The sequence below is a fragment of the Pseudomonas sp. WJP1 genome, assembly GCF_028471945.1.
In the GTDB taxonomy this organism is placed as follows: Bacteria; Pseudomonadota; Gammaproteobacteria; order Pseudomonadales; family Pseudomonadaceae; genus Aquipseudomonas.
This window is the reverse complement of the sequence record NZ_CP110128.1, coordinates 1,750,996-1,763,101: the sequence shown is the minus strand read 5'-3', so window position 1 is coordinate 1,763,101 and position 12,106 is coordinate 1,750,996. Positions and strand designations below refer to the sequence as shown.

General features: G+C 57.4%; 11 protein-coding genes. 2 read left to right on the top strand and 9 right to left on the bottom strand.

All coding sequences use genetic code 11. From position 1 onward, the window contains the following. Nucleotides 1-33: 33 nt before the first annotated feature. The 6 genes from OH720_RS08030 to flhA all read right to left on the bottom strand — a co-directional run bounded on the left by OH720_RS08030 (nt 34) and on the right by flhA (nt 6,530). Complete coding sequence (locus OH720_RS08030; RefSeq protein WP_180202837.1) at nt 34-822, bottom strand: protein phosphatase CheZ; 789 nt, start codon at nt 820-822, stop codon at nt 34-36. A 19-nt stretch (nt 823-841) separates the two neighbouring features. Next, nucleotides 842-1,213, bottom strand: a complete 372-nt coding sequence (locus OH720_RS08025) for a chemotaxis response regulator CheY (protein WP_007975363.1) — start codon at nt 1,211-1,213, stop codon at nt 842-844. A 166-nt stretch (nt 1,214-1,379) separates the two neighbouring features. Then, nucleotides 1,380-2,120, bottom strand: a complete 741-nt coding sequence (gene fliA, locus OH720_RS08020; RefSeq protein ID WP_272605167.1) for an RNA polymerase sigma factor FliA — start codon at nt 2,118-2,120, stop codon at nt 1,380-1,382. Continuing rightward, complete coding sequence (gene fleN, locus OH720_RS08015) at nt 2,117-2,947, bottom strand: flagellar synthesis regulator FleN (RefSeq protein ID WP_007975361.1); 831 nt, start codon at nt 2,945-2,947, stop codon at nt 2,117-2,119. Before fleN ends, fliA begins: the two co-directional genes overlap by 4 nt. A gap of 116 nt (nt 2,948-3,063) precedes the next feature. Further along, nucleotides 3,064-4,389 (bottom strand): flagellar biosynthesis protein FlhF, encoded by a 1,326-nt coding sequence (gene flhF / locus OH720_RS08010; protein ID WP_272605166.1) that lies wholly within the window; start codon nt 4,387-4,389, stop codon nt 3,064-3,066. 11 nt (nt 4,390-4,400) lie between these two features. Continuing rightward, on the bottom strand, nt 4,401-6,530 hold the full coding sequence (gene flhA / locus OH720_RS08005; RefSeq protein WP_272605165.1) for a flagellar biosynthesis protein FlhA: 2,130 nt from the start codon (nt 6,528-6,530) through the stop codon (nt 4,401-4,403). A gap of 379 nt (nt 6,531-6,909) precedes the next feature. Between flhA and OH720_RS08000 the strand changes: the two genes are divergently transcribed. Together OH720_RS08000 and OH720_RS07995 are read left to right on the top strand one after the other, a co-directional pair. Then, nucleotides 6,910-7,983 (top strand): RHS repeat-associated core domain-containing protein, encoded by a 1,074-nt coding sequence (locus tag OH720_RS08000; protein ID WP_272605164.1) that lies wholly within the window; start codon nt 6,910-6,912, stop codon nt 7,981-7,983. Between the two features lie 139 nt (nt 7,984-8,122). Beyond that, nucleotides 8,123-8,827: a transposase gene (locus tag OH720_RS07995; protein WP_272605163.1), complete on the top strand. Its 705-nt coding sequence runs from the start codon at nt 8,123-8,125 to the stop codon at nt 8,825-8,827. 163 nt (nt 8,828-8,990) lie between these two features. On the opposite strand, the gene OH720_RS07990 is transcribed toward OH720_RS07995, so the two are convergent. The 3 genes from OH720_RS07990 to fliR form a co-directional block, all read right to left on the bottom strand. After that, nucleotides 8,991-10,085, bottom strand: a complete 1,095-nt coding sequence (locus OH720_RS07990) for a phosphatidylinositol-specific phospholipase C (RefSeq protein ID WP_272605162.1) — start codon at nt 10,083-10,085, stop codon at nt 8,991-8,993. Nucleotides 10,086-10,176: 91 nt separating this feature from the next. After that, nucleotides 10,177-11,316 (bottom strand): flagellar biosynthesis protein FlhB, encoded by a 1,140-nt coding sequence (gene flhB, locus OH720_RS07985; RefSeq protein WP_272605161.1) that lies wholly within the window; start codon nt 11,314-11,316, stop codon nt 10,177-10,179. Nucleotides 11,317-11,319: 3 nt separating this feature from the next. Next, nucleotides 11,320-12,105 (bottom strand): flagellar biosynthetic protein FliR, encoded by a 786-nt coding sequence (fliR, locus tag OH720_RS07980; protein ID WP_272605160.1) that lies wholly within the window; start codon nt 12,103-12,105, stop codon nt 11,320-11,322. Nucleotide 12,106: the final 1 nt, after the last annotated feature.

The following is a 12,106-nucleotide window of genomic DNA, read 5'->3' as shown; positions in this document are numbered from 1 at the left end:
TCTAAAAACCCAAAAACCTAAAATTCTTAAATTCTAAAAACCTAGGCTGGATAACAAATCGTCCACATCGTCCTGACCGGACATAACGTCTTCTCTTTTATCGGCATGAATCTGCGGACCTTCACCCTTGGAGAGATGTTTTTGTGGATCTTTTTCTGCAAGCATCGCCGCACGGTCATGTTCGATGCCCGCAAAGCGGTCTACCTGACTGGCCATCAGCACGAGCTTGAGCAAGTTGCTTTCTACTTCGGTGACCAACTGGGTCACGCGCTTGATCACCTGGCCGGTGAGGTCCTGGTAATCCTGGGCAAGCAGAATGTCATTGAGATTGCTCGACACCGCACGGTTGTCCGCGCTGCTGCGCGCCAGGAAGCCGTCGACGCGCCGGGCCAACTCACGAAACTCTTCAGCCCCGACTTCGCGGCGCATGAAGCGGCCCCAGTCGGTGCTCAAGCCCTGGGCTTCGTCAGCCAGGCTGTTGACCAGCGGTGTGGCGTTTTCCACCAGGTCCATGGTGCGGTTGGCGGCGGCTTCGGTCAGCTTCACCACATACCCCAGGCGCTCGGTGGCGTCGGTGATCTGTGACACTTCCTCGGCTTGCGGCATGTGCGGGTCAATCTGGAAGTTGACGATCGCGCTATGCAGCTCGCGGGTGAGCTTGCCCACTTCCTGATACAGGCCGCGGTCACGGGTCTGGTTGAGCTCATGGATCAATTGCACAGCATCGCCGAACCTGCCCTTTTCAAGGCTCGCGACCAATTCGACGGCGTGTTTTTTCAGGGTCGATTCAAAATCGCCCTGGGATGATTCGTTATGCCCCATAGCTCCCCCGTGGCGCAGTTCAACCGATGCGTTCGAAAATCTTCTCGATTTTTTCTTTCAACGCCTGGGCCGTGAAGGGTTTGACGACATAGCCGTTTACGCCGGCCTGGGCCGCTTCGATGATCTGCTCGCGCTTGGCTTCGGCAGTCACCATCAGCACGGGCAGGTGCTTGAGCCTTTCATCGGCGCGCACGTGGCGCAGCAGATCGATACCGGTCATGCCAGGCATGTTCCAGTCCGTCACCAGAAAGTCGATGCTCCCGCTGTTGAGTACCGGAATGGCGGTAGTGCCATCGTCGGCCTCGACCGTGTTGGTGAACCCAAGGTCACGCAACAGGTTCTTGATGATCCGCCGCATCGTTGAGAAGTCATCAACGATGAGGATTTTCATGTTCTTGTCCAATTCGACCTCCAAGCAGACTAAAACGCGCCCAGCACCTGGACGCGCCATTTCAATCAATCTGGCGAAACACTTGATGACTGTTTGGGTTACAACGGATCGAGGCCGGCGCGGTTCATCACCCCACCAACCGCGTCGCAGTGCCCCCACACTGCCTTCAGCGCGCTCGCCACTCTCCCAGACGCCCCCGCAAACGGGCCGCGCACTGGCTGTGTAACTGGCTGACCCGGGATTCGCTGACCCCCAGGACCTCGCCGATTTCCTTGAGATTCAGTTCTTCGTCGTAGTACAGCGCCAACACCAATCGCTCACGCTCCGGCAAATTGGCGATCGCGTCCGCCAGCGCTGCCTGGAAGCGTTCATCTTCCAGATCGCGAGACGGTTCCAGATGAGCACTGGCGCCGTCCTCGTGCAGCCCTTCATGTTCGCCGTCCTGCAACAGGTCGTCGAAACTGAACAGGCGGCTGCCCAGGGTGTCGTTCAAAATCCCGTAGTAATCGTCAAGACTCAATTGGAGTTCGGCCGCAACTTCGTGATCTTTAGCGTCACGGCCGGTTTTCGCTTCAATCGAGCGAATGGCGTCGCTGACCATTCGCGTATTGCGGTGGACCGAACGAGGCGCCCAGTCACCCTTGCGCACTTCATCGAGCATGGCGCCGCGGATGCGGATGCCTGCGTAGGTCTCGAAACTGGCGCCTTTGCTGGCGTCGTATTTGGTCGATACTTCCAGCAGGCCGATCATCCCGGCCTGGATCAGGTCTTCGACCTGGACACTGGCCGGCAGACGCGCCAGCAAGTGATAGGCAATGCGTTTAACCAGCGGCGCGTAACGCTCGATCAGCTCGTACTGCGCGTTACGCGCCGATGCCTTGTAGAGGTTGTAACCGCTGGCGGTCATAGCACCGGTCCTGCCGTTTGTTGCACGAGGCGCTCGACGAAAAACTCCAGGTGCCCGCGCGGGTTGGCGGGCAACGGCCAGGTATCGACCTTCTGCGCGATCGCCTTGAATGCCAGCGAGCACTTGGAGCGCGGGAAGGCCTCGTAGACGGCGCGCTGCTTCTGCACGGCCTTGCGCACGCTTTCGTCGTAAGGCACCGCGCCGACGTATTGCAGGGCGACGTCGAGGAAGCGGTCGGTGACCTTGGTCAACTTGGCGAACAGGTTGCGCCCTTCCTGGGGGCTCTGCGCCATGTTGGCCAGCACGCGGAAACGGTTCATGCCGTAATCGCGGTTGAGCAACTTGATCAACGCATAGGCGTCAGTGATCGAGGTCGGCTCGTCGCACACCACCAGCAACACTTCCTGGGCCGCGCGCACGAAACTGACCACAGATTCACCAATGCCCGCCGCCGTGTCGATCACCAGCACGTCGAGATTGTCACCGATGTCGCTGAAGGCCTGGATCAGGCCGGCGTGCTGGGCCGGGCTCAAGTGGACCATGCTCTGGGTGCCGGACGCCGCGGGAACGATGCGGATGCCGCCGGGGCCCTGCAACAGTACGTCACGCAGTTCACAGCGGCCTTCGATCACATCGGCCAGGGTACGTTTGGGTGTCAGCCCCAACAGAACGTCGACGTTCGCCAGGCCCAGGTCGGCGTCCAGCAGCATGACGCGCCGGCCAAGCTCAGCCAAAGCCAGGGACAAGTTCACTGACACGTTAGTTTTGCCGACGCCACCTTTGCCGCCGGTCACCGCGATCACCTGTACAGGATGCATGCTGCCCATGTTATTTCTTTACCTTGTTCTGCATAGACGGGGCCACATAACTGGCTGCGCGTTCACAACCGGAACAATGCATGGCAGGCCATCGATGTAGGGTACAAAAACTATTCATTGTTACCTCAGCCAACCTGCTTGGTCGGACTGTGGTAGATATCAGCGAACATGTCAGCCATGGCCTCTTCGCTGGGTTCTTCCTGCATTTGCACGCTGACGGCCCGACTGACCAGTTGATGACGACGCGGCAGATGCAGATCATCCGGAATCCGCGGGCCATCGGTCAGGTAGGCCACCGGCAACTCATGGCTGATGGCCAGACTCAACACCTCGCCCAAGCTTGCCGTTTCATCCAGTTTAGTCAGGATGCAGCCAGCGAGCCCGCAACGCTTGTAACTGTGATAAGCGGCGGTTAGAACCTGTTTCTGGCTGGTGGTTGCCAGGACCAGATAATTTTTTGAGCGGATGCCTCGAGCGGCCAGGCTTTCGAGCTGCATGCGCAGGGCCGGGTCGCTGGCTTGCAGGCCGGCGGTATCGATCAGCACCACGCGCTTGCGCAACAAGGGATCCAGCGCCTGGACCAGCGACTGGTTCGGATCGACGTGGGTCACCGGCACATTGAGGATCCGCCCGAGGGTCTTGAGCTGTTCCTGGGCACCGATGCGGAAGCTGTCCATGCTCACCAGCGCAATGTTCTGCGCGCCGTACTTAAGCACGTAACGGGCCGCCAGCTTGGCCAATGTGGTGGTCTTGCCCATGCCGGCCGGGCCGACCATGGCGATTACACCGCCTTCTTCCAGCGGTTCCATTTCCGGCGTGACGATCATCCGCGCCAGGTGCGCCAGCAACATGCGCCAGGCCTGACGGGGTTCTTCAATTTCACTGACCAGCGCCAGCAGGTCCCGCGACAACGGGCCGGACACGCCAATGCGTTGCAGGCGACGCCACAGGGTCGCCTGGTCCGGGCGACTGCCCTGCAGCTGGTTCCAGGCCAGCGAACCCAGTTGCACTTCCATGAGTTCGCGCAGGCTGTTGAGCTCCGAACGCATCGAGTCGAAGACCCGCGTATCAATCGCGGCCGCCGGGGCAGGTGCTGGAGCGGGACGGCGCGCTTCGGCAAGGGTCGGTTCGATCAGCGGTTCGGCAGCGGTCAGCGGCAGGCCGGCAAACAACTGTTGATTGGTGCCCTTGTCGCTATCGCCCTCGCCGCGCAGGCTCAATTCGGCCTGGGCAGTGACGATCCGCGACTGAGTCTTGCGCAGCTCGTCCTCGAGTTCCATGTTCGGCACGCGCGGGGCCAGCGCCGACGGTTGGTAATCCAGGGCAGCCGTAATCTCGACACCACCGGCGATGCGGCGGTTGCCAATGATCGCGGCATCGGCGCCCAGCTCTTCACGAACCAGCTTCATGGCCTGACGCATATCGGCGGCGAAAAAACGCTTAACTTGCATGAATCACTACCTCAGCCGTTGGGCCCTACTGTCGCAACGATGGTCACTTGCTTGTTGTCAGGAATTTCCTGATAAGCCAACACATGCAAACCCGGGACCGCGAGCCGGCCAAATCGCGAGAGCATCGCGCGAACCGGACCAGCTACCAGCAGAATCACCGGTTGACCTTGCATCTCCTGCCGCTGCGCCGCATCGATCAACGAGCGCTGCAGCTTTTCAGCCATGCTTGGCTCCAGCAGAACGCCCTCTTCAGAGCCTTGTCCTGCCTTCTGCAGACTATTGAGCAATATTTGTTCCAACCTTGGCTCCAGCGTGATCACTGGCAGCTCGGAGTCAGTGCCTACAATGCTTTGCACGATTGCGCGGGATACGCCGACGCGCACCGCGGCGACCAGTGCGGCGGTATCTTGACTCTTGTTGGCGTTGTTCGCGATGGCTTCGGCAATGCTACGAATGTCGCGTACCGGCACCTGTTCGGCCAACAGCGCCTGCAGGACCTTGAGCAATTGCGAGAGCGACAGCACGCCCGGTACCAGCTCTTCGGCCAGCTTCGGCGAGTTTTTCGCCAGCAATTGCATGAGTTGCTGGACTTCCTCGTGGCCGATCAACTCGCTGGAGTGCTTGTACAGGATCTGGTTCAGGTGGGTGGCCACCACGGTACTGGCATCGACCACGGTGTAACCCAGCGATTGCGCCTGGGCGCGCTGGCTGATTTCTATCCACACCGCCTCCAGGCCGAAAGCCGGATCTTTGGCGGTTATACCGTTGAGCGTGCCGTAGACCTGACCCGGGTTGATCGCCAGCTCCCGGTCCGGGTAAATCTCCGCCTCGGCCAGGATCACCCCCATCAGGGTCAGGCGATAGGCGCTCGGCGCCAGGTCGAGGTTGTCGCGGATGTGCACCGTGGGCATGAGAAAGCCCAGGTCCTGGGACAGCTTCTTGCGCACGCCCTTGATCCGTGCCAGCAATTGACCACCCTGGTTGCGGTCCACCAGCGGAATCAGCCGGTAGCCCACTTCCAGGCCGATCATGTCGATCGGCGTCACATCATCCCAGCCCAGCTCCTTGGTTTCCTGGGCGCGGGCCGGGGATGGCAACAGTTCCTGCTGACGCTTGACCTCTTGCAGGGCCTGCACCTTGGCCGTGTTCTGTTTTTTCCAGAACAGATACGCACCACCCGCGGCCAGGGCGGCCATGGACAGGAAGGAAAAGTGCGGCATGCCGGGCACCAGCCCCATCACCGCCATCAAGCCCGCCGACACCGCCAACGCCTTGGGCGAAGCGAACATCTGCCGATTGATCTGCTTGCCCATGTCTTCGGAGCCCGAAGCACGGGTCACCATGATCGCCGCCGCTGTGGATAACAACAGTGATGGCAATTGCGCCACCAAACCGTCACCAATGGTCAGCAGGGCGTACACCTTGCCGGCATCGGCGAAGGTCATGTTGTGCTGGAAGATACCGACCGCCATGCCGCCGATCAGGTTGATGAACAGAATCAGCAAGCCAGCGATGGCATCACCGCGCACGAACTTGCTGGCACCGTCCATCGAGCCATAGAACTCGGCCTCCTGCGCCACTTCCGAACGCCGGGCCTTGGCCTGGGCCTGATCGATCAGGCCGGCATTGAGGTCGGCGTCGATGGCCATTTGCTTGCCGGGCATCGCATCGAGGGTGAACCGCGCGCTCACCTCGGAAATACGCCCGGCACCCTTGGTCACCACGACAAAGTTGATGATCATCAGGATCGCGAACACCACGATACCAACCACGTAGTTACCGCCGATCACCACCTCGCCGAAGGCCTGGATCACCTTGCCAGCCGCCGCATGACCGTCCTGGCCGTGGAGCATCACCACCCGCGTGGACGCAACGTTGAGCGCCAACCGCAGGAGCGTCGCCACCAGCAGAATGGTCGGGAACACCGCAAAATCCAGCGGCCGCAAGGCGTAGACGCACACCAGCAGCACGACGATCGACAGGGCAATGTTGAACGTGAAGAACACGTCCAGCAGGAACGGCGGCATCGGCAACATCATCATCGCCAACATGACCAGCAACAACAGCGGCACGCCCAGATTGCCTCGACTGAGGTCAGCAATGTTGCTGCGGGCACTGTTGATTAACTGAGAGCGATCCACCGGTATTCCCCGTTCCTTTGAAGCAAAACTTTTGACGCCAGAAGCTGGCGCAAAGCGGCTACTGCAAGAAGCCTTCCAACTTTTGCGGGAGGTTGAAATAGAGGTTTTATCGCAGGATTTGATTTGCCTGGCGTCATCGCGGGCAAGCCCGGCTCCCACCGTTTAATGTCTATTGCTGATTTCGCGATTACCCCCAATCACTGGAGGAGCGAGGCTTGCCCGCGAAGAGGACGGCACTGCCACCGAGCATCTCGCAAAGCACAAACGACCCGCAAATCGAAGATGCAACCCCAGCACACCTATCAGTTCTGCTAGTTCCCAACTTTTCTGAAGAGGCCAATACTGAGCTCCCTCACATCGGACCTTGGGGTAACCGCCCATGACATCATCACCGCGCGAAACCGAGCTCTGCCATTACCACTACGACCCCCTCGATCGCCTGATCAGTCATGCACTGGCAGACGCCCCCAGGCGCCAGCGCTTCTACTGCAAAAGCAGGCTGACCACCGAGATACAGGGTGCGATGCGCTACTCGATCGTCCAGCAAGATGACCAGTTGTTGGCGCAGCAACGAAGTGAGGGTGATGCATCTGATATCACGCTGCTGGCCACCGATCAGCAGCGTTCGGTGCTGCAGACGGTCAGGGCCAATCAGCTACCGCAGCCCATCGCCTATTCGCCCTATGGTCACCGCTCTGCTGAAAGCGGGTTACTCAGCCTGCTCGGTTTTAACGGCGAACGGCCGGATCCGGTGACTGGGCATTACTTGCTAGGAAATGGGTATCGGGCGTTTAATCCGGTGTTGATGAGGTTTACCAGCCCGGATAGTTTGAGTCCTTTTGAAGTAGGTGGCTTGAACCCCTACGCTTATTGCGCAGGAAATCCAATCAATCGATACGACCCGACCGGGCACGTTACCCTGATACCTAGTATATCAAGCTTTGTTCATGGCCGAGTTATACAAGCCAGCAACCTTTTACCTCCACCCACTAAGACAACCTCAAATATCATAATAAACTCTCGAGCGAACACTCCAATTACTGAAAAAGCGACTTACAATAAATTCCTTTTATCTAAAGACCCCAATCGCGTCCCCACCCCGATGAAAGAAGCAAATGAGGCTAGCCTAAAAGGCCGAGTTCCAGTTGAAGGAATGGTCAAAATGGGAACAACAATAAACCCTAAGGCGACACTTTATGAACTGACTTACTCGACAGTCCCGGGAAAGGACCTGAAAACAGCACACAAAATCGTAGCTCTCCCACCGATTGACGACACAATAAATGCGGGAAACTTTCAGAATGAAGTTTTCAGAGTAATGAGGAGACATCCATTTAATGCACAACAACGAACCAAAAAACTTAATGACTTAAAAATAGAGGCCCTGAACGGTAAAATCAGAGGAGTTCATCCCGACTCCCCATATGTTCGCAACTACGACCCATCAAAATAAGGAAAAAGAGGAAAAAGGGGACAGATTTATTTAATCGCCACGTACAATAAGGCAACGATAGATTTGCTTACAATAAACAGGGATGATTTTTTCGCTACGACTACGCTTTTCACGTAATCGCAAGGACGTAGGAAGACACATGCCAAGAATCGGACGCGTAGTATTGCCAAACTACCCCCACCATGTCGTACAGCGGGGCCACAATCAGCAGGTGGTATTCGCTGATACCCGTGATTTTGAGTACTACCTCGCAGACCTGCCCGAGCTAAAAGAGACCCTCGGCCTGAGGGTTTATGCCTATTGTTTGATGACCAATCATGTCCATCTTTTGCTCTCACCTGGCGACACGCCCGCAAGCTTAGGGCAACTGATGAAAGCTCTCGCCGCTCGCATGACTCGTTATCGAAATAAGCTGGAAGGCCGTTCAGGAACTCTATGGGAGAGTCGTTACAAGTCTAGCGTCGTTCAATCGGACACTTACCTACTAGCGTGTAGCCGATACATTGAGTTAAACCCCGTGAGAGCTCACATTGTGTCGAGAGCGGAAAACTATCCGTGGTCGAGCTATCGTCTTCGTGTAGTGGAGCCGGCAGAAAACAACTGGCTGGACATTGACCCATGCTTTGAAGCCCTTGGCTCAACAGAACTCGTTCGACGAGAACGATATACAAATTTTGTAGAGCAAGTTGCTCCGATTGGAGAACTGGACCTAATCAGAAGTGCACTACAGCGAGGACAACTGACAGGAGCCTCGCGCTTTGCGGAAGAAATAGAGCACATCACAGGGCTTCGAATAACAGGTCGAGGCCAAGGCAGACCCACGAAAAATATCAACAAAGATTAGCGAAATGGTCAAAATCCGCTACGTTCAATGCGCCCCCCCTTTTCTTGCCTCTTTTCTCTCTTAAATAAATCTGTCCCCTTTTCACTGTCCCCTTTTCACTTTTCAGTCCATTTTATTTTCCGACTTAAAGTGTGACCCCCACCTCTGCAGAAACCAGCAAAACTCACTCCCCGCCTAAATCATGCCCCCGCCGATAGTTGTTACGAATAACACTATCAATCAGCGAATCACCCGGAAAATCCGCCAACACGATACCCACCGTCCTCACCTGCGTCGACTGATTATTCAGCGACGTCAAATCGTCTCGCGTCAGTACATTGGTGCCCTCAAAGGAAATAAAACACGTACCTGCCGTACACCCCGTCCTTGGAAACCTTGGATAGAGGTCGCTATGCCCAAAATCAATCAGCCCTGTCCACAACCTTGCTGCATCCGTTCCCGGCGACACATGGCCACTGGCAACAAAATAGGGAAACGAACGATGACTGGCCGACAGGTAATTCAGATAAAACGTATCCCGACTGCCCGCTGCGGCATTGTGCAACTGCTGTTTGATCTTGATGTACTTGTCATGCAGATCCCAGTTCGAGCCCATGGAGTAATCGTCTTGAATGTTGAAAATGCTCCCATCCCTGTAACTGAGCCCGAATTTATTGAGCCTGGTATCGGCCGATAACACCACAAACTTGCCGCGCGCTTCGCCCAGCGTAAGCTGCGGGTTCTGGGTTTTCAGATAGATACCCGAATACAGCTGCATGTACTGGTCGAAGACATACTCCAGGCCCTGGCTGACGTTCGTGTCTGCCTCATGCTCATCACTCACCCGAATCAGTGCCGTTTCACTGGGATTGTCTCGAAGAAACCGCTTGATCGCCTCCAGCGCCGAGCCCAACATCCTGTCCAGGAACACTGCACCGTGGTGCAGCGCCAAGGCATCGCCTGTGCGACGAATCCGCAGGTCGAATACCCGTATTCCGTACTCCAACTGTTTATCGAAACCGAGGGTTTGAGTTTCCACGACATCCTTGAAAACCGGATACCAGGTGACCTGGAAAGTGGCCGAATCATGAGTACCCGGTAACGCCATCTCACTGAGTTGGACATCGTCCCGGATCGTTTTCATCCATTGCGATCTATCGGTGAACGGATCATCCGGATCATGGGAGTAGGCGTCGTCGAGATGGCCGTAAGCGGGCCATGCCAGACAGTAGAGTAGCCCCAGAAACAATCCTGTAGTCATTCCAAGCTTCATAGTCATGCCCTCCTTGGCTGCTAATGAACGCCTTTCGATGTTAACTGGATGGACTCGGAGAGTGCCCTACATAGATATTTTTTGCGCTGGCACTTAATCAGGAATCCCGGCGCAGATCTGGCGGGATGGGAAGATCGTCTTTAAGCGGATCCGGCCGCTTGCCCTTGCCCGCACGATATTGGCGAATCTGATAGACGTACGCCAACACCTGCGCCACCGCCAGATACAACCCGCCCGGAATTTCCTGCTCAAGCTCGGTGGAGTAATAAATCGACCGCGCCAACGCCGGGGATTCCAGCAGCAGAATCTCGTTGGCCGTTGCAATCTCGCGAATCTTCAACGCCAGGAAGTCACTGCCCTTGGCGATCAACATCGGCGCCCCGCCATTGTCCGGGTCGTACTTGAGCGCCACGGCGTAGTGCGTCGGGTTGGTGATGACTACGTCGGCCTCGGGAATGGCGGCCATCATCCGCCGCTGGGACATCTCGCGCTGCAGCTGTCGAACTCGTTGCTTGACCTCAGGTCGCCCCTCTTGATCCTTGTGCTCGTCACGCACTTCCTGCTTGGTCATCAGCAGTTTCTTGTGGCTTTCCCAGAGCTGCACCGGCACGTCCACCACAGCGATGAGGATCAGCCCGCAGGCCATCCACAAGGTACTCCAGCCCACGACTTGCAGGCTGTGAATGATGGCCATGTCCAAGGGCTCATGGGCGATACGCAGCAGGTCATCGATGTCCGCCGACAACACCGCCAGCGCCACGAACAGAATGATGATGAATTTGGCCAGGGCCTTGAGCAGTTCGACCAGCGACTTGGTCGAGAACATGCGCTTGAGCCCGGGGCCAGGATTCAAGCGGCTGAATTTGGGCGCCATGGAATTCGCCGCGAACAGCCAGCCCCCCAGGGAAATCGGACCGATGATGGCAGCCAGCACCAACGTGATCATCACTGGCTGGATCGACCAAAGGGCAATCTGCCCCGAGCGCATCAGGTAGGTGGCCATGGAGTTCTGGTCCAGGATCACTTCCCGTGGCAGCGAGAAGTTGATGCGCATCAGCTCCATCATGTCCTGCGCCATGGCGCCGCCAAAAATCAATAATGCCGAGGCACCGACCAGCATGATCGCCAGGGTGCTGAGCTCCTTTGACCGGGCTACCTCGCCCTTTTCACGGGAGTCCTGCTTGCGCTTCTCCGTGGGGTCTTCTGTTTTGTCCTGACCGCTTTCGCTCTCAGCCATGACTCAGCTCGCCCGTGCCATTTCGCGTAACAACTGCAAGGCCTCGGAGGCCAGCGGTTGATACTGATTGAGAATGTCCGCCAGCCCGACCCAGATGATAAACAACCCAAGCACCAGGATCAGCGGGAAGCCGACTGAGAAAATGTTCAGTTGCGGCGCTGCCCGGGTCATGACGCCAAACGCGATGTTAACCACCAGCAGCGCGGTAATCGCCGGCAGCACCAGCAGCAACGCCGAACCGAGTACCCAACCGAGTTTGCCGGCCAGCTCCCAGTAGTGATTGACCATCAGGCCGCCACCCACCGGCAACGTGGTGAAGCTCTCGGTGAGGATCTCGAACACCACCAGATGACCGTTCATGGACAGGAACAGCAGCGTCACCAGCATGGTGAAAAACTGCCCGATGACTGCCGTCGATACACCGTTGGTCGGGTCGATCATGGAGGCGAAGCCCATGCCCATTTGAATGGCGACGATCTGTCCGGCCACCACAAAGGCCTGAAAGAACAACTGCAAGGAAAAGCCCATCACCGCACCGATGAGGATCTGCTCGGCGATCAGCAAAAGCCCGCTAAGATCCAGGGGATTGACCGGGGGCATCGGTGGCAGGCCCGGCGCGATGACCACGGTAATGGCCACCGCGAAATACAGGCGGATGCGCCGAGGCAGCAGGGTCGTGCCGAACACCGGCATGACCATTAGCAAGGAGCCGACGCGAAACAGCGGCAGCATGAACGTCGCCACCCAGGTGCTGATCTGGGTATCGGTCAGTTGCAGCAGCGACGACATG

Bases quoted from the DNA above. Each gene is read 5' to 3' on its own strand.
- OH720_RS08030 (WP_180202837.1), bottom strand. From the start codon at position 822: ATGGGGCATAACGAATCATCCCAGGGCGATTTTGAATCGACCCTGAAA.
- OH720_RS08025 (WP_007975363.1), bottom strand. From the start codon at position 1,213: ATGAAAATCCTCATCGTTGATGACTTCTCAACGATGCGGCGGATCATC.
- fliA (WP_272605167.1), bottom strand. From the start codon at position 2,120: ATGACCGCCAGCGGTTACAACCTCTACAAGGCATCGGCGCGTAACGCG.
- fleN (WP_007975361.1), bottom strand. From the start codon at position 2,947: ATGGGCAGCATGCATCCTGTACAGGTGATCGCGGTGACCGGCGGCAAA.
- flhF (WP_272605166.1), bottom strand. From the start codon at position 4,389: ATGCAAGTTAAGCGTTTTTTCGCCGCCGATATGCGTCAGGCCATGAAG.
- OH720_RS08000 (WP_272605164.1), top strand. From the start codon at position 6,910: ATGACATCATCACCGCGCGAAACCGAGCTCTGCCATTACCACTACGAC.
- OH720_RS07995 (WP_272605163.1), top strand. From the start codon at position 8,123: ATGCCAAGAATCGGACGCGTAGTATTGCCAAACTACCCCCACCATGTC.
- OH720_RS07990 (WP_272605162.1), bottom strand. From the start codon at position 10,085: ATGACTATGAAGCTTGGAATGACTACAGGATTGTTTCTGGGGCTACTC.
- flhB (WP_272605161.1), bottom strand. From the start codon at position 11,316: ATGGCTGAGAGCGAAAGCGGTCAGGACAAAACAGAAGACCCCACGGAG.
- fliR (WP_272605160.1), bottom strand. From the start codon at position 12,105: ATGTCGTCGCTGCTGCAACTGACCGATACCCAGATCAGCACCTGGGTG.